Raw genomic sequence first — 16,527 nt, forward strand, 5'->3', positions numbered from 1 at the left:
TTGATTTTATTGGGAGTAAATGTGATTCCGAATTCACATTTCTCGCGCAGGCTTCCTATGCGGTGGGAATCCCGTGCGCATCTTATTGATAATTAATACATTTATCCCATGGATTTCCCTTCCCTGAACGCTTCGCGGATCGGATTTTAGCGGCTACCGAGACTCGTAAGTGATTGATTTCAATAGACCGCAGAAAATGTGAATATGAATTCACATTTTTCGCGATTTTCCCTGATTCTGAATGCGCGATGGAGTCTGGAGCAGTCAGGACGCGCATTTGCGCGATTGTGAATCCTGAATCACATTTTCAAATGGCTCTCGCCGGCCCGGCGAGGACAGACCGCTTGCGCCTCTATATTGCTGATATCAAATTGCTTATTCGCACGCACAATGTGATTTGCAATTCACATTGCGCGCAGGATGTGTCCGGCCGATCCGGCGGCGGGGGCGGACCGGGAGAATGCAGGTCCCTCAGCCCGGTTCGTTTGGCCGGGACGACAAGAGGGCGGGGATTGTGGGAGAAACTCCGGGCGGCGTTTGTGGACGAGACATCGCCGGAATTCTTCGGCCGTTGGCCTCAGAATGACGCATCCGTGGGTGGGGCGGGGTCCGGGATGGGAATGCGGGGCTCTCCGCTACGCGCCTGTGGCGCTTCGCTCAGGATGAATGGCCCTTCTTGATCGCGGGTTTTCCCTCAGGGGCTAAAGCCCTGGATCTTTGGCGAGTTGGGATGTACGGGCCAAAGCCCGTACCCTTCAACAAGGCTGAAGCCATGCCCTGATCCATGCACGCAGTGCAGGGACCTATATCTATGGTACTGGGGATAGGCGGAATTTCCGGCGTTATACACTGTTCGCATTCCGTATGAACAAGATGCTTTTTGCTGCCGGTGCCCTGGTGCTGGCGATGCTGATCTCTACTCCCGGCCACGGACAGACCTTTCCCAAGGGGACGGTGGTGCATTATCCGCCACGCAACCCGGTGGAGCAGGCTGCGCAGACGCCCACCACGCTGGCTGGGCGGAAGAAAGCGCTGGCACGGGTGCTGGGGCAGATTCGGGAGTTCCGGCTGAAGACGGACCCTGAGTATGCTTCGCTGATCGGCGACAAGCGGTATGACGCGGATCTGACGGACTACTCCGTAACGGCGTATGAGCAGTGGCTGGCGCGGTATAACGAGTTTCTGCTGGATCTGGCCCCGATTGACACGACGGGGATGACGGCGGAAGAGCAGGCCAGCAAGAACAAGATGATGCAGTGGCTGATGGAGCAGCAGGAGCGGGCGGAGTCAAAGCCGTGGCAGGAGCCGGTGACGGCGGACAGCGGACTGCCGTTTGAGCTGCCGGAGCTGGCCACGGAGTTGAAGTTCGACTCGGTGAAGGACTACGACGATTACATTGCGCGGCTCGAGAAGATTCCCACGGCATTTCAGCAGATCACCGACGACATGACGGCGGGGGAGCTGGATGGCCGGAGCTATTCGCCGGCGATGCTGGCCAAGGTGCTGGCGCAGGTGAAGGCGGTGGACAGCCAGAAGCCGGAGGCGAGTGAGTTTGCCGCGCCTCTCCGCCACTTCCCTGCTTCGGTTTCGGCGGCGGAGCAGGCGCGCATTCAGAAGGCTGTGCTGGCGGCGATTGCGCAGAGCGTCTTTCCGGCATACGAGAGATTTGGCCGCTTTCTTGAGGGCCTGATGAAGACATCCCAGACCAAGGTGCATCCATGACGATCCCGACCTCTTCTTCTATTTCTGTTGCCCAAGCCCGCGTGGCCGTGCTGGGCGCTGGCAAAATGGGCGGCATTCTGCTGCAGGCGTTTTTGAAGCAGAACATTCTGCGTCCCGACCAGATTGTGGCGACGGTGGCGCATGAGGACCGCGCGCTGGCCCTCTCGGCGCAGTGGGGCGTGGAGGTGACGACGGACAACCTGGCGGCGGCGAAGCAGGCCAACGTGATTCTGCTGGGCGTGAAGCCGTTTCAGATTGCGGGGTTGATGGAGGAGATTCGCCCGGCGCTGGATGGGACGAAGCTGCTGGTGTCGTTTGCGGCCTCGGTGAAGACGGCGGCGATTGAAGAGGCCGCAGGCATGGCACTGCCGGTGATCAGAACGATGCCGAATACGCCCTCAATGCTGGGGGCGGGCATCAGCGCGCTGTGCTCGGGCAAGAATGTGCTGCCGGAGCATCTGCAACTGGCGAGCGCCCTGTTTGAAGCCGTGGGGCGCACGGTGGTGGTGGACGAGAAGCACATGGATGCCGTGACGGGGCTGAGCGCGAGCGGCCCGGCGTATATCTACATCATTTTGGAAGCGCTGGCCGAGGCCGGCGTGAAGGTGGGTCTGCCGCGCGACATTGCCACACTGCTAGCGGCGCAGACGACGCTGGGCGCGGCGAAGATGGTGCTGGATACGGGGTATCATCCGGCGCTGTTGAAGGATGCCGTGACGACTCCGGCCGGGTGTACGATTGACGGCATTCTGGAGCTGGAAGAAGGCGGGCTGCGCGTGACGCTGATCAAGGCCGTGATGCGGGCGACGCAGCGGGCGCGGGAGCTGGCGGCGGGGTGAGAGCAGTGGTCAGTTGTCAGTCCACAGTTGTCAGTTCGGAGTATGGGAGAGACCGCCCTTGAGGAGTTGTGCCTCAGGGGCTGAAGCCCGCTATTTTCTTGCGTGTTACGGCACGACTAAAGTCGTGCCCTGATACGAAGGATGATGCGGCCGTGGCTGCCGCGGCGAAGGAATGGCACTCGGGTTGCCGCCGTGGCGCAGGAATAGGACGCCGCTTTTGCGTGGAACGGAAATTGTCCGCGAAGCGGCGTGAGCGGAGCCGGGCGGGATGCCGGGGGTTCGTACAATAACGACATGGCTACCGCACATGCTTCTTCGGCTCGCACGGCTTTGCCTTCTTCTGCGCTGCGGCGCTTTGCCTGGCTGGTGACGGCCTATACGGTGCTGGTGATTGTGTGGGGCGGCGCGGTGACGGCGACCGGCTCGGGCAATGGATGCGGCGAGCACTGGCCGCTGTGCGATGGGCGCGTGGTAGTGCATCATCCGGCCCTGACCACGATGATTGAGTATGCGCACCGGCTGAGCAGCGGACTGTTTCTGGTGCTGGTGGCGGCGCTGATGGTGTGGACGCTGATGCGCACGGAGCGCAAGCATCTGGCTCGCCTGCTTTCTGTGGTGGGGCTGGTGCTGACGGTGAACGAGGCTCTGCTGGGCGCGGGCCTGGTGATGTTTGGCTACACCGACAACAAGGAATCACTGGCGCGCACGCTCTACTTTGCGCTGCACTTCACCAATACCTTTCTGCTGCTGGCGGCGGTGGCCGGCACGGCGCACTTTTTGTCGCGGCGGGAGGCCTACCGGCGCGACCGGCTGCGGCTGCGGGCGCTGGGCTTTGCGCTGCCGGGGCTGATCGCGATTTTGGCAGTGGGAGTGACGGGGTCGCTGGCGGCGCTGGGGGATTCGATTTATCCGGCAACGAGCCTCGGGGCGGCGCTGCGGGCGGATTTTGCCGGGCATGGGTCGCTGCTGATCCGGCTGCGGTGGCTGCACCCGGCAATTGCGCTGCTCGCCGGGGCGTTTCTGCTGTGGCTGGTGGCCGGCGCGGTGCAGAAGCCGGCACTGCGCATGCTGGGCGTGGGGCTGATGGCGCTGCTGGGCGTGCAGTATTGCCTGGGCGTGGCGGACGTGCTGCTGCTGGCTCCGACATGGGTGCAACTGCTGCACCTGCTGGGCGCGGACGTGCTGTGGATTGTGACGCTGCTGATCTCGATGCGGCTGTGCGTGGTAGATGAGGCTGTGCCCCTCAGGGGCTGAAGCCCTGGATTTTTGGCGGGTTGGGATGTACGGGCTAAAGCCATGCCCTGATACAGGAGGCTTTGATTTGGCTTTTCACCCACATCTCTTTGAGATGTGGGGCACCCGCCGGTAAGGGTGCGCGGGAGGAATGGGCGAGGCATTTGGCTCTGGACTGCGATAGGCTGGCATCACGCCTTTGAAACTATCCTCCGGAGTCTTCTATGCGTTCTTTTCGCTGGCTGTGGTGCGGCGCTGCTGCATTTTTTATTGCCCTTTCGATGCCTGGCTTGCCGCGCGCGCGCGCGCAGGCGACCAACTACCCTGACCAGCCGCCGATTCTGCTGGGTGCGGCGTGGTATCCCGAGCAGTGGCCGAGTTCACGGTGGAATGCCGATCTGGACTTGATGGAGAAGGCGCACATTCACGTGGTGCGCATTGGCGAGTTTGCGTGGAGCAGCATGGAGCCGAAGGAGGGGATCTACACCTTTGGCTGGCTGGACCAGGCGATTGCGATGGCGGCGCAGCACCATATTGCGGTGGTGCTGGGGACGCCGACGGCGGCTCCGCCGGCGTGGCTGACGACGAAGTATCCGCAGACGCTGCGGACGAATGATCATGGCGTGAAGGCGCAGCATGGAAACCGGGCGCAGTACTCGTTCACGGACCCGATGTACCGCAAGTTTGCCTACCAGATTGCGTGGGAGATGGCGAAGCGCTATGGGCATAACCCGGACGTCGTGGGATGGCAGCTCGATAACGAGATTGCGAATCCGGACTTTGGGCCGACCGGGCAGGCGGCGTTTCATGCGTGGCTGAAGAACCGCTACGGCACGATTGCGAACCTGAACCAACAGTGGGCGACGGCGTACTGGAGCGAGACGTACGACAATTTCGATGAGGTTCCGGTGCGGGACTACAACGAGAACCCCGCGCTGCTGCTGGACTGGCAGCGGTTTGTTTCTGACACGTGGAAGAGCTATCTCGAAAACCAGATCGAGGCGATTCGTCCGAATATTGATCCGCGCCAGTTCATCACGACGAACACGATGGGCTGGTTTGATGGATTCAACGAGTACGAGATTCACTCGGTGCTGGACGTGGCGGCGTGGGATGACTACATCTCAACGGACCACTACGACTACCTGGACAACGGCGCGCGGCATGATCTGACGCGCGGATATAAGAACAAGAACTTCTGGGTGATGGAGACCGAGCCGGTGTTTGTGGACTGGCGCGGAACGAACACTCCACTGAAGAAGGGACAGGTGCGCGACATGGCGTGGCAGGCGATTGGACATGGCGCGGACGCGGTGGAGTACTGGCAGTGGAGGAGCGCTCCGAACGGGCAGGAGGAGTATCACGGCGTGCTGGTGGGCGCCGATGGCGAGCCCGCGCCGGTGTACCCGGAGATTCAGAAGATTGGCCAGGAATTTGATGAGGCAGGCAGCGCGCTGGAAGGCACGACGCCGCACTCCGAAGTGGCGGTGATCAACGACTATGACAGCCGCTGGGCGATCAACTTTCAGCGGCAGGCGGCGAAGTTCGATCCGGTCAAGGAGATGCTGGCGTTTTATGATCCGCTGCGGACGGCCTCGCAGGCAGTGGATGTGGTTTCAGTGAATGCCGCGCTGGACCAGTACAAGCTGGTGGTGGCTCCGGCGCTGAATGTGCTGACGCAGGCCGAGGCCACGAAGCTGGAGGCGTATGTGGAGCAGGGCGGGCACCTGGTGCTGGGTCCGCGCAGCGGGATGAAGAAGCTGAATGACGGCCTGCAGCCGGAGCAGCAACCGGGACCGATGGAACCGTTTCTGGGCGCGCGGGTGGAGCAGTTCTATGCGCTGGACAAGGATGTTCCGCTGGAAGGGCCGCTGGGCGTGGGCACGGCGCAGATCTGGGCCGAGCCGTTGAGCGTGACGGCCAAGGGCAAGGATGCCGCGGCGGTGAAGGTGCTGGAGAGCTATGGACGGAGCAACGGATGGCTCGACGGGCAGGCGGCGATTGTGACGCGCAAGATGGGCAAGGGGACGATCACGTATGTGGGCGCGTGGCTGACTCCGGCACTGATGAAGCGCTTTGCCGACTACGAACTGCAGCAGGCGGGCGTGCATCCGCTGCTGGCGGGAGTTCCGGCGGGCGTGGAGGTATGCGTGCGGTCGAATGCGCACAAATATATCCTGATCCTGATCAATCACAACACCGAAGCGCGGCGCGTGGAGCTGCATCGCGCGATGTATAACCTGCTGGCGAACAAGACGGCCGTGGTGAATGCGGTGACGCTGCCGAAGTATGGGGTGGCGGTGCTGGAGGCTTCTTCCGCGCAGTAGCGCACGCGTGTTGACAGGCTTGTTGTCCTCCCAAACACCGGGAATCCCTTGCGGGTTTCCGGTGCCTTTTTTTTGCGGAGAAGGATGCAGCGGTGGAGGCAGGAAAAAGTCCCGGGCCAGCGAGCTGGCCCGGGACCGTAGTTGGGGAAGGGACTTGTGAATTACTGGGTGTTGGAGGGAAGCTGGGTTTCAGTCTGGCCCTGGGTTTGACTCTGGGTTTGGCTTTGGGGCTGCGCGGGCGACTGCGCCTGGCTGCCCGAAGAGCCGGTGGAAGTGTTGCTCATGTTGGTGAGCAACTGCACCTGCACGCGGCGGTTTTTCGCGCGGCCAGAGGCGGTGCGGTTGCTGGCGACTTCATCGGCCTTGCCGAGTCCGAGCACGTAGAACTTGTACGGCGGAACGTGGTAGGTCGCAGCCAGATAGCGCTCGACGGCCTGCGCGCGGCGCTGGCTGAGCTGATCGTTATAGGCCTTGGTTCCGGTGGAATCAGTGCTGCCGGTCAATGCCACAATGTAGCCCTTGGTGCTGCCCATTTGCGAGGCGAGCTGGTCGAGCTTGGACTTGTCTCCGCGTGAGAGCACGGCCTTGTTGAAGCCAAAGGTGACGTTGATCTGAGCCACGGGCTGATAGTTGTCGAGATTGGAAACGACACCCGAGAGCGCGTTGGTCTGGCTCATGGCCTGCTGGGCCGATTGATTGGCGGAGTCCGCACTCTGCTGCGCGGTCTGCGCGGCACCCTGCGCCTGCTGGATGCCGGACTGGGCGCGCTTGTCCACATTCTGAATCTCGCGATGATTTTGCGCGGTGACCTGATTCAGCTCATGGGTCTGCTCGACGAGGGGCTGCGTCTGGCTGCGCACGTACTTCTTTGTGGCGCACCCGGCAGTGAAAAGCAGAGAAGATGCTGCGCACAAGGCCACCAAGGGTGCTACGGAAGAGCGATAACGGGTCATAGGGAACGGTTCTCCATTTCGTGTCTGTCATTCGGCCCGAGACAGCGCCGTCAGGCAGTGGAGAAGCAAGCGAGAGGCCAAAATCGCAAGATTACGGCAGGTGCTTGAAATTACGAAAGTTATCTTGCGGGTTGCGGAAGAGCGCACGGTGAAAGTGTGTAGGTTTTACCCGATGCATAGGGTTGATTTACCCGATTTGGGATGGCGATGAGCCTGATTTTTTGCGCGCAGCAAGCCGCCATGGGCACGGCGGAGAGGGCGCGAGGCGGAGAACTTCCCTGCCCCGTTACACTGAGAGAAGGCTCTCGCCTGAGAAATTGCCGCCATGGATTTGCAGGAAAAGATTCGAACACTGCCCACCGGGCCCGGCGTGTATCTGTATAAGAATGCCGACGGTGAGGTGATTTATGTCGGCAAGGCGAAGAATCTGCGCTCACGCGTGCGCTCGTATTTGCTGGAGGCCTCGCAGGCGAACGCGAAGACGGGCTCGCTGATGCGCGAGGCTGTGGACCTGGACTACATCACGGTCGGCAACGAGCATGAGGCGCTGGCGCTTGAGAACAACCTGATCAAGCAGCGCAAGCCACGGTTCAACGTGCTGCTGCGCGATGACAAGACGTATCCGTATGTGAAGCTGACGCTGGGCGACCGCTACCCGAAGGTGTTTGTGACGCGGCGGCTGCGCAAGGATGGCGCGGCTTATTATGGGCCGTTCTTCCCGGGCAACCTGGCGTACCGGATTGTCGATCTGATTCATCGCAGCTTTCTGCTGCCGAGCTGCAAGGTGGATTTATCGCGCTACCATGCGCGGGCCTGCCTGCAGTACTACATCAAGCGGTGCCTGGGACCATGCGTGAAGCATCTGACGACGCCGGAGGCTTATCGCGAAGCGGTGCGCGACGCGCAGTGGTTTCTGGAAGGGCGCGGCGCGGACCTGGAGCGCTCGCTCGAAGTGCGCATGCAGGAAGCCGCCGCAGCCGAGCAATTTGAGCTGGCGGCGAAATATCGCGACCTGCTGGTGACGCTGCACCAGTTGCAGGAGAAGCAGCGCGTGGCCTCGGCCGACGATGACGACGCCGACGTGTTTGGCTACCACTATGAGAACGGCATGCTGGCGGTGAACCTGTTTCACATGCGCGGCGGCAAGATGGTGGACCGCCGCGAGTTCTTTTGGGAAGAACTGCCGGAGTTTATGGAAGAGGGCGCGCAGGAGGAAGAAGTGCTCCCAGCGCAGGCAGAGGGCCGGGGCGAGGTGCAGGTGGAGCTGCGCTTTGAGCCGGGTGCATTCTTCTCTGCGCTGCTGAAGCAGATCTATATTGAGCAGCCGTATGTGCCGCGCAGCATTTATGTGCCGGTGAATTTTGCCGACCGCGAAGCGCTGGCGGGCCTGCTGGCCGAGCAGACGCATCACCGCATTGAGCTGGCCGTGCCGCAGCGCGGCGACAAGCGCTCACTGGTGGACCTGGCCGGGCAGAATGCGCGGCAAAGCTATGAGCAGCGCTTTCGCGTGATGCAGCCGAATCAGAAGGCCATTCAGGAGGCACTGCAGGATGCGCTGATGCTCGAAGAGCTGCCGCGCCGCATTGAGTGCTTTGACATCTCGCACATTCAGGGCGCGGAGACCGTAGCGTCGATGGTGGTGTGGGAGAACGGCGCGATGAAGAAGGCTGACTACCGCAAGTTCCAGATCAAGACGGTGAGCGGCGTGGATGATTTTGCGTCGATGCGCGAGGTGCTGACACGGCGGTATCGCCGCGTGATTGAAGAGAAGCAGGCGATGCCGGACGTGATCCTGATTGACGGCGGCATCGGCCAGTTGCGTGCGGCGGCGGCAGCGCTGGAAGAACTGGGGCAGACGACGCAGACGGTGGCTTCGATTGCGAAGCGCGAAGAGATTATCTACCTGTACGGACACGAAGACGAGCCGATTGTGCTGGAGCGGCGCTCGCCGGTGCTGCACCTGGTGCAGCGGATTCGCGATGAGTCGCACCGCTTTGCAATCGCCTACCATCGCAAGCGGCGCGAGATGCGCGACCGGGACTCGGAGCTGCTGGAGATTCCGGGAGTGGGCACGCGGACGCGCACGCGACTTCTGGAGCACTTCGGCAGCCTGCGCGGTGTGCGCAAGGCCGATGTGGAAGCACTGACGGCGGTGGTTCCGCGGCCCACGGCGGAGGCGATTGCGGCGCACTTTCAAGGGGAAAAAGCAGAGCCGGAGGCGGCTGCCGGGCTCGTGCGGATTGATGAAAGCAAAACCGTGTAAGCCGCGCCGATGGTGAAGGGGATTTTGTTTGATGCCGCCGAAAGAAGCGCCAAACAGGGATTGGGGCATCGGGCAGACGCCATCAGAATAGAAATATGCCTCGCAAGAATCCGAGCAAAAAGCCGGTCACCGCGATTCCTCTGCTGCTGGTCGGCTCAGACTCGGCCGAATTGGATCGGAAGGCCGCTCTGCTTACGGCTCATGGATATGTGGTGACCCGCGCGGAGAATATCTGCTACGCGGAGATGTTTGCGGCGGAGCAGTATTTTGAAGCCGCGGTGTACGACTCCTCGCTGGACACACAGGAGCAGATCTCTCTGGCGCGCATCATGCGCGTTCGCTGGCCGTGGATGCGGCTGGTGCGCTGCGGGCCGATGCCGGCGCATGCGGATCCGGATTTGTTTGACGCGTGGTCGCTGTCAGAAGAGCGCCTGCCGCAGGATGTGGAAAGCACGCTGGTGTTTTAGGGCGTGCGCTTGCTCCGGGGCTGAGGCCGTGCCCTGATACAGAAACTGAGGCATGGGAGGGGTTTTCCCTCAGGGGCTGAAGCCCGGAGTCTTTGGATGCTTGGGATGTACGGGCTGAAGCCCGTACCCTTCAGAGGCTGAGGTTCTTTCTTTGGTGGGCGGTTGGTGGCATGGCGAAAGCCGTGCCCTGATACAGAGACTTCGATTGATTGGGCTTTTCACCCGGTTCACTTCGTTTGGTCAGGGTGACAAGGGGCGAGGACGCCCGGTCTACTCGGCCGGGACGACAAGAGGGCGGGCATGGTGGGAGAAACCTCGGGCGGCGTTTGGGGGCCGAGGCATCGCCGGGATTCTTCGCTGCGCTCAGAATGACGCCTTCTTTATCGTGTGCTTTGACTCAGAGGCTGAAGCCCGTTCATTTATGCGCGGTTGGTGGCATGGCTAAAGCCATGCCCTGATACAACTGTGCTTCTGGGAGGGATTTTCCCTCAGGGGCTGAAGCCCACATCTCAAAGGCGAGATGTGGGGCACCCGTTTGGTTGTGGCGTTGTGAGATTAGACGCCGATGGCGATGAGCATCTCTTTGACGGTGGCGCGCCAGCGTTGCAGTTCGGCACGGTCGCCGAGCTTGAGCTGTTGCACGGCCTCGGCAAGGGTGATGCGGCGGCTGTACAGTTCGTCGGTGACGCGATCGGCAAGATCGGGCAGATAGAGCGCCTGGCCGCCCTGCTGGGCGATGGCGTCGCGCAGCGGGCTCTGCTCAAAGAGCTCGAATTTGCGCTCGTCGCCGAAGTAGCCGTTGCGCACGACATGCACGACGCCCATGCCGCCGGACATCATCTGCAGATATTCGTTGAGCAGTTCGAGGCTGTCGCGCTGGCGGTTGATGACCCAGAGGGTGAGCAGCGGGCGGCCCAGTTCCTTGAGTGAGTCCAGCAGCAGCGCGCCGTGGGCGCGCACGGCGTCGTTGTTGCGCGCGGGCGTGTTGACGACGATGGTCTTGAATGGGTTGGCATCGGCCACGTTGACCATCTGAATCCAGCCATCGACGGAGTCCAGATCGAGGACTTCGCTCTCGACCTCGCGGTGATAGGACTTCCAGACATCGGGATTGGTCGTGTCGCCTTCGAGCAGGCGCAGATAGCGATGCTCGGCGGTGAGATAGTCCAGCACGGCCATGGAGGTGATGGATTTTCCCACTCCCCCCTTGCTTCCACTGACAAAAACGATGGGTTGGTTCATTGCGCCCCATGCTAAATAATGCGGGCGGTGAGGTGGGAATAATTGTTGGGAAATTTCAAGCGATGGTAACTGCACGCCCAGATACCGGGGTCATGCAGACCTATCGTAGCAATGCCTGCCAGTTTTGCGTGAGGAACTGGCGGATTCCCTGCCCAGGCCTGTAGGCCGGATAGAGAAGCGTGAAGGCGGCGGCAGCGACGGAGAAGCTGTCTTGCGGAATGACGCGGAGATAGCAGGCCAGAAAGAGCATGGCCAGCGAGGGTGCACGCGATTCACCCTGGTTGCAGTGAATGAGCAGGGTGGCTCCGGCATCGTAGTGCCGCGCGGCAAAGAGGAGGAATTGCCGGAAGCTCTCGATTTTGAAGAGCGGCAAGGGCGGGTCAATCAGGTTGAGGAAAAGCTCGCCGGGCTGCAGGCGGCAAAGATACTCCGGGTGCGAGGCGTCGAGGCTGCGAGTGTAACCCACGGCGCGCTGGTGGCAGGGTGACTTGCAGGCGTGCACGACGGCCATTTGCGCGTTTCCAGCGCGGCAACAGGAGAGATCGCCGACGAGGACACGCTCAAAGACGGGGACGGGCTGCATGGCAGCCAGTTTACGCTCCGGAGCGGGTGTAGGGGCGGCCGCGGTACATGGACATGGTTTCGACGGCGCGAATGGCGATGACGAGCGCGGTGATGTTGTCTGAAGCATCGGCGGCGAGCGCCTGATCGACAAGGATCTGCGCGAGCGCCTCGGGATCATGAGGCCCGGAGAGCGTGCGGGCGATCTGCGCGCTGGTGAGTGCGTTGGAGAGGCCATCACTGCACAGCAGAAGAAGGTCACGCGGCTGCAGCATGGCCGTGGTACTGTCAGCGGTGACGAAGCGCTCGGGGCCAAGCGTGCGGGCGAGCACGTTGCGGGAGTGCGATTCCGCAGCCTCAGCGGCGGAGATGAGGCCGAGACGGAGCTGCTCGTTGACCCAGGTGTGATCGGTAGTGAGGGGATGGGCCGTGCCCTGCCGGATGAGATAGCAGCGCGAGTCGCCCACGTGCGCGATGTGTGCCACGTGATTGCGCAGGGCGCAGAGGACGAGCGTGGTGGCGATGCCGCGTTCGCGATGGCCGGCGCGGAGGCCCTCATCATGCACGGCGGCATTGGCGTGCTGTACCAGGCGCGGCAAGAGGCTGGCGAGCGAGGTTTCTTCCGGCGACCGAGCGAAGCCTTCGACGGCAACCTCAACGGCGCGCGCGGAAGCGACTTCGCCGGCCTCAAGACCGCCGACACCATCAGCCACGGCGAAGAGCCATCCTCGCGAGCGGGCCTCTTGCCGGGAGCGGGGAGTGTAGACACCAAGGGCGTCTTCATTGACGGCGCGATGACCGGCAGAGGTGGCCTGTCCGAAGGCTAAATCGATCATTTGGAGCAGCTTTCACACCATCGTGGGTGCGGTGAGCGGGTGAGCAGCGGTGACCCGGGTATAGCTAATGAAACGCAGAAACCGCATGAGGAACGCATAAAGGCGCGAGGGAAAAGAGAAAAACGGGTGGAATCTTCTCTAAACATTAAAAATTCCTTGAGGTTTGGGGAGGCCTTGTGCAAACTTTCTCCATGATGTGGTAATTCCCGCGCTTGCGGACCACGGATTGGAACCGGCCTCCTATAGCGGCTCTGGTTTCCGGCTGAGGGCATGAAGCCTGCTTGGATAGCGGGTTGGATCGCCTGGATGACCGGCGGCCATGCATGTATGAGGTCCGTTCTGGCGGCCATGGCCTTGCCGCAAACCTGGGACTGGTTCCCCGCAGCAGTGGCCATCCAGCGACGCCAGCACTATGGCAACGCGCGACCTGAGTTTCAGAAAAAGAGGATGGCTGATGGGCAGCTCCCGGGTTCTTCTCAAGAAGACGCCGCAGAACTCTACTCTTGACGAGCTACCCCAGCGGCATGGACCTGCCGCCGGGGGCAGCACGGCGCGCGAGCTGGAGGCGGTGTGCTCGCTGGTGGCGGGCGCGACGGAGCTGGACCTGCATCGCAAGCCGGGAGCGCAACTGGCGGAACGGATTCGCGCGGCGCTCGGGCTGGAGGCGGCGGCGATTTTTGATGCCGACCTCGACGAGGTTTATCCGGCAGGGGAATGGTGGCCTGGATTTGAGAATCAGCTGCGGAACATCTGCATTTTCTCGACCGTGCGGGATGAGGAAGAGACCGGGTTGCGGCAGCGGGTGCTGCGGATTCGCAACTTGCCGATTGGCGCGCTGCTGCTGCGCGGCGAGGCCAGCGCGGCGGCCGTGGATGCGGTAGCGTCGCTGGTGGCCGTGACCTTTGACCGCTACCACTCACTCGCAAACGAAACACGCATTGAGAGCGCACGGCGCACCGAGCAGTTGCGCACGACGGTGCTCGACAACCTGGCGCACGCGTATAAGACGCCGCTGACGGCGATTCGGGCGGCGAGCACGGGGCTGGCGGAGATTGGCGTGCTGACGCCGGCGCAAAGCTCGCTGCTGGCGCTGGTGGAAGAGCAGACGACCCTGTTGAATGATCTGACGACCCGGCTGCTGCAGACAGCCAGGCTGGAGGCGCATGAGATTGCGCTGCACCTGGAGCCGGTGGGCGTGCTGGCGCTGATGGAAGAGGTTGTAGCCGGGCTGCGCGAGCCGCTGGCAGGCATGCCGGTGACGATGACCGTGCCGCGTGAGGATCTTGCGCTGCGCGGCGACCGCAGCCTGCTGCGCGCCATGCTCACGCAGTTTGTGGACAACGCGGCGAAGTATGCGCACGCGGGCAGCCCGGTGACGCTGGCGGCCAGCGAAGAGGCCGGAGCCGTGGTGCTGTCCGTGCACAATTTTGGTCCGGCGATTCCGGCCGCCGAACAGGAACACGTTTTTGACCGCTACTTTCGTGCCACGGGCGCTTCGCGCCTGGCAACGGGCACGGGGATCGGTCTTTCCATTGCACGCCGCGCGGCGCAGGCCCACGGCGGCGATGTCTGGGTGACCAGCGACGAAGATCGCGGCACCACATTCTTTGCCTCGCTACCTTTCGAGGCCCAGGAGCTGCAAGCCTCATGAGCGATCTATCGACCCGTATTCTGCTGGTGGACGACGAAGCCGCCATTCGACGCGCGCTGCGCACGTCACTGCAGGAGCTAGGATTTGAAACCACCGAAGCCTCGCGCGGCGAGGAGGCGCTGCACCTGCTGCAGTCGCAGTCGTTTGACGCGGTGCTGCTGGACCTGAACATGCCGGGCATCGGCGGCATGCGCACGCTGACGCGGATGCGGACGCAATGCCCGCGCATGCCGATTCTGATACTAACGGTGCGCGACGACGAAGAGGACAAGATTGAGGCGCTGGAAAGCGGCGCGGATGATTACGTCACCAAACCCTTCAGCATGCGCGAGTGCGTGGCGCGGATTCGCGCGGCGGTGCGGCGCGCGAAAGCTCCGGACAAGCCGGGCAATGCGCCGCTGGAGGTGGGCGAGATTCGCCTGCTGCCCGAGCAGCGGCTCGTTTACAAGGGCGGGCAGCCGGTGCATCTGACTCCGAAAGAATATGAGATTCTGCACTACCTGATGACGAACGCAGGCCGCGCGGTGACGCATGGCAAGCTGCTGACGACGGTGTGGGGAGCAGACTACCGGCAGGAGATCGATTACCTGCGCACGTTTGTGCGGCAGTTGCGGAAGAAGATTGAAGAGGACCCGTCGAATCCGAAGTATCTACTGACGGATGCGTATGTGGGGTATCGCTTCGCGGAGTCCGGCTCGACGATGACGCAGTGAGAAGTGAGTGAAGGCCTGGCTTCCGATTGAAACGCAGATCCTTCGACTGGGCAGCGCGCCTGGCGCGCTGCTGCGCTCAGGATGACATCCTCTACCGCAGGAGCCGGACGAGAGCCCGAGCCTTCCTGCGGCACCGAAGAATGCATGGAGAAAAAGATGCATGGCCGTGTTCGCCATGCATCTTTTTTGCTATGGAATGGACGCTCGCTCTAGAAGAGGTTCCAGAGAGCCTGGTTGTAGACCTCGTGATGGAACTGCACTTCGGCGGACTTGACGAAGGTGCCAAGCGCGCGGGCGCAGCGGTCGGCGGAAGCCTGCTTGAGATCGGCATAGCGGCCCTTGACGTCATCGCCGAGGATCTTCGTAACCCACTCGGAGGCGCGGAAGTCTTCGAGCGCGGAGTAGATTTCGCTGGGCAGATAACGCTCGGCCTGGCGAAGTCCGTCGATGGAAAGCGTGGAGCCTTCAAAGCCGGTCTTGAAGATGGAGTAGAGCGTGAGGTAGGGGTTGGCATCGGGCGCGACGGAGCGCACCTCAACGCGCGAAGACTTCGAGTTGCCGATGGGAATGCGGATCATGGAGCCGCGATCGGTGGCCGAAGCCTTGATCTGATTGGGCGCCTCAAAGTGGGGGTCGAGACGGCGGTAGGAGTTCACGCTGGGGTTGAGAATGAGGCAGAGATCCAGCGCGTGCGAGAGGACGCGATCGACGAACTCCCAGCCGAAGGTGGAGATTTTCTCGACGCCGTTGGGGTCCCACATGAGATTGGTGCTGTCTTTGGAGACCGAAAGATTGGTGTGCATGCCGCTACCGTTGACGCCGACGACGGGCTTGGGCAGGAAGGATGCCGTGTAGCCCATGTTGTTGGCAATCTGGCGGGCGAGCAGCTTGTAGATCTGAATCTGATCGGCGGCGGCGACGACTTCGCCGTAGCCGTAGTTGATCTCAAACTGGCTGGGCGCGACCTCTGGGTGGTCCTTCTCATTCTGGAAACCCATGGCGCGCTGCACTTCAGCGGCGGTGTCAATGAAACGGCGCAGCGGGTCAAGCGGCAGCGAGTGATAATAGCCGCCGGTGTTGACGAACTCGAACTTGCCGGTCTCATGGAAGCGGCGCTCGGCGTCAGGGCCGGCAAAGAGGAAGCCTTCAATCTCGTTGGCGGCGTTGAGAGTGTAGCCCTGCTCCGAATAGAGCTTGTTGGAGTAGCTCTGGAGGACGCCGCGCAGGTCGCCGGAGTAAGGCGTGCCGTTTTTGTCGATGACCGAGCCGAAGACCAGTACCTTGCCGCTGCCGAAGACGTCGGCGGGCACCCAGTAGAAGGCGCTCCAGTCAATGCCGAGGCGCAGATCGCTCTCTTTTTGCGCGGTGAAGCCGCGGATGGACGAGCCGTCAAAGGTGAGGTTATCGTAGCTCGACAGCAGGAACTTCTTGTCGTAGTCCAGCAGGTGCAGCCGGCCCTCGAGGTCAGAGAACAATACGGTCACGGCCTTGATGCGCTTTTCATCGGTGAGATACTTCAGGCGTTCTTCCTGAATCTTGTCGATGGCGACGCGATTGCGGCGGTCGGTTTTGGCCTTGAGATTCAGCTCTTCGAGCTCTTCATAGCTCAGCGCGAGAAAGTTGCGGTACTCACTCGACATGAATGGTTTTCCTCCAGTAGTGCCCGACGTGGGGCCACCTTTTCAACGTAGGAGGCGAGCCATGAAGATTGCATGAAGAG

General features: G+C 61.9%; 13 protein-coding genes. 8 read left to right on the forward strand and 5 right to left on the reverse strand.

What is annotated here, in order from left to right; genetic code table 11:
* The first annotated feature begins 864 nt into the window (after positions 1-864).
* The 4 genes from ACP_RS05905 to ACP_RS05920 all read left to right on the forward strand — a co-directional run bounded on the left by ACP_RS05905 (position 865) and on the right by ACP_RS05920 (position 6,121).
* On the forward strand, positions 865-1,722 hold the full coding sequence (locus ACP_RS05905) for a DUF885 family protein (protein ID WP_052294705.1): 858 nt from the start codon (positions 865-867) through the stop codon (positions 1,720-1,722).
* A complete protein-coding gene (proC, locus tag ACP_RS05910; protein ID WP_015896385.1) occupies positions 1,719-2,561 on the forward strand; it encodes a pyrroline-5-carboxylate reductase in 843 nt (280 codons plus the stop codon). Before ACP_RS05905 ends, proC begins: the two co-directional genes overlap by 4 nt.
* Before the next feature lie 294 nt (positions 2,562-2,855).
* Positions 2,856-3,815, forward strand: coding sequence for a COX15/CtaA family protein (locus tag ACP_RS05915; protein ID WP_148215054.1), 960 nt, complete (start codon positions 2,856-2,858; stop codon positions 3,813-3,815).
* Positions 3,816-4,018: 203 nt separating this feature from the next.
* A complete protein-coding gene (locus tag ACP_RS05920; RefSeq protein ID WP_041839335.1) occupies positions 4,019-6,121 on the forward strand; it encodes a beta-galactosidase in 2,103 nt (700 codons plus the stop codon).
* A 161-nt stretch (positions 6,122-6,282) separates the two neighbouring features.
* Here the strand turns inward: ACP_RS05920 and ACP_RS05925 are convergent, their stop codons facing one another.
* Positions 6,283-7,074: an OmpA family protein gene (locus tag ACP_RS05925; protein ID WP_015896389.1), complete on the reverse strand. Its 792-nt coding sequence runs from the start codon at positions 7,072-7,074 to the stop codon at positions 6,283-6,285.
* 325 nt (positions 7,075-7,399) lie between these two features.
* Here ACP_RS05925 and uvrC point away from each other — a divergent pair, with 325 nt between their 5' ends.
* Together uvrC and ACP_RS05935 are read left to right on the forward strand one after the other, a co-directional pair.
* A complete protein-coding gene (gene uvrC, locus ACP_RS05930) occupies positions 7,400-9,337 on the forward strand; it encodes an excinuclease ABC subunit UvrC (protein ID WP_015896390.1) in 1,938 nt (645 codons plus the stop codon).
* A gap of 95 nt (positions 9,338-9,432) precedes the next feature.
* Positions 9,433-9,804: a hypothetical protein gene (locus ACP_RS05935; RefSeq protein WP_015896391.1), complete on the forward strand. Its 372-nt coding sequence runs from the start codon at positions 9,433-9,435 to the stop codon at positions 9,802-9,804.
* Between the two features lie 555 nt (positions 9,805-10,359).
* Here ACP_RS05935 and ACP_RS05940 read toward each other — a convergent pair.
* The 3 genes from ACP_RS05940 to ACP_RS05950 all read right to left on the reverse strand — a co-directional run bounded on the left by ACP_RS05940 (position 10,360) and on the right by ACP_RS05950 (position 12,443).
* The gene (locus tag ACP_RS05940) at positions 10,360-11,004 is read right to left on the reverse strand and encodes a protein mobD (RefSeq protein ID WP_238525665.1); all 645 of its coding nucleotides are present in this window, start codon (positions 11,002-11,004) and stop codon (positions 10,360-10,362) included.
* A gap of 142 nt (positions 11,005-11,146) precedes the next feature.
* Positions 11,147-11,629: a protein-tyrosine phosphatase family protein gene (locus ACP_RS05945; RefSeq protein WP_015896393.1), complete on the reverse strand. Its 483-nt coding sequence runs from the start codon at positions 11,627-11,629 to the stop codon at positions 11,147-11,149.
* Positions 11,630-11,639: 10 nt separating this feature from the next.
* Positions 11,640-12,443, reverse strand: coding sequence for a PP2C family protein-serine/threonine phosphatase (locus ACP_RS05950; RefSeq protein ID WP_015896394.1), 804 nt, complete (start codon positions 12,441-12,443; stop codon positions 11,640-11,642).
* Positions 12,444-12,897: 454 nt separating this feature from the next.
* Between ACP_RS05950 and ACP_RS18690 the strand changes: the two genes are divergently transcribed.
* Together ACP_RS18690 and ACP_RS05970 are read left to right on the forward strand one after the other, a co-directional pair.
* Positions 12,898-14,094: a sensor histidine kinase gene (locus ACP_RS18690; RefSeq protein WP_052294706.1), complete on the forward strand. Its 1,197-nt coding sequence runs from the start codon at positions 12,898-12,900 to the stop codon at positions 14,092-14,094.
* On the forward strand, positions 14,091-14,807 hold the full coding sequence (locus ACP_RS05970; protein WP_015896395.1) for a response regulator transcription factor: 717 nt from the start codon (positions 14,091-14,093) through the stop codon (positions 14,805-14,807). Before ACP_RS18690 ends, ACP_RS05970 begins: the two co-directional genes overlap by 4 nt.
* A gap of 209 nt (positions 14,808-15,016) precedes the next feature.
* Here ACP_RS05970 and ACP_RS05975 read toward each other — a convergent pair whose 3' ends face one another.
* Complete coding sequence (locus ACP_RS05975) at positions 15,017-16,447, reverse strand: glutamine synthetase family protein (RefSeq protein WP_015896396.1); 1,431 nt, start codon at positions 16,445-16,447, stop codon at positions 15,017-15,019.
* Positions 16,448-16,527 lie beyond the last annotated feature (80 nt).

The sequence above is a fragment of the Acidobacterium capsulatum ATCC 51196 genome, from assembly GCF_000022565.1.
Taxonomy (GTDB): Bacteria; Acidobacteriota; Terriglobia; order Terriglobales; family Acidobacteriaceae; genus Acidobacterium; species Acidobacterium capsulatum.

Excerpts from the sequence above, each read along its gene's own strand:
- ACP_RS05920 (WP_041839335.1), top strand. The coding sequence starts at position 4,019 with ATGCGTTCTTTTCGCTGGCTGTGGTGCGGCGCTGCTGCATTTTTTATT.
- ACP_RS05945 (WP_015896393.1), bottom strand. The coding sequence starts at position 11,629 with ATGCAGCCCGTCCCCGTCTTTGAGCGTGTCCTCGTCGGCGATCTCTCC.
- proC (WP_015896385.1), top strand. The coding sequence starts at position 1,719 with ATGACGATCCCGACCTCTTCTTCTATTTCTGTTGCCCAAGCCCGCGTG.
- ACP_RS05970 (WP_015896395.1), top strand. The coding sequence starts at position 14,091 with ATGAGCGATCTATCGACCCGTATTCTGCTGGTGGACGACGAAGCCGCC.
- ACP_RS05925 (WP_015896389.1), bottom strand. The coding sequence starts at position 7,074 with ATGACCCGTTATCGCTCTTCCGTAGCACCCTTGGTGGCCTTGTGCGCA.
- ACP_RS18690 (WP_052294706.1), top strand. The coding sequence starts at position 12,898 with ATGGGCAGCTCCCGGGTTCTTCTCAAGAAGACGCCGCAGAACTCTACT.
- ACP_RS05950 (WP_015896394.1), bottom strand. The coding sequence starts at position 12,443 with ATGATCGATTTAGCCTTCGGACAGGCCACCTCTGCCGGTCATCGCGCC.
- ACP_RS05915 (WP_148215054.1), top strand. The coding sequence starts at position 2,856 with ATGGCTACCGCACATGCTTCTTCGGCTCGCACGGCTTTGCCTTCTTCT.
- ACP_RS05975 (WP_015896396.1), bottom strand. The coding sequence starts at position 16,447 with ATGTCGAGTGAGTACCGCAACTTTCTCGCGCTGAGCTATGAAGAGCTC.
- ACP_RS05935 (WP_015896391.1), top strand. The coding sequence starts at position 9,433 with ATGCCTCGCAAGAATCCGAGCAAAAAGCCGGTCACCGCGATTCCTCTG.
- ACP_RS05905 (WP_052294705.1), top strand. The coding sequence starts at position 865 with ATGAACAAGATGCTTTTTGCTGCCGGTGCCCTGGTGCTGGCGATGCTG.
- uvrC (WP_015896390.1), top strand. The coding sequence starts at position 7,400 with ATGGATTTGCAGGAAAAGATTCGAACACTGCCCACCGGGCCCGGCGTG.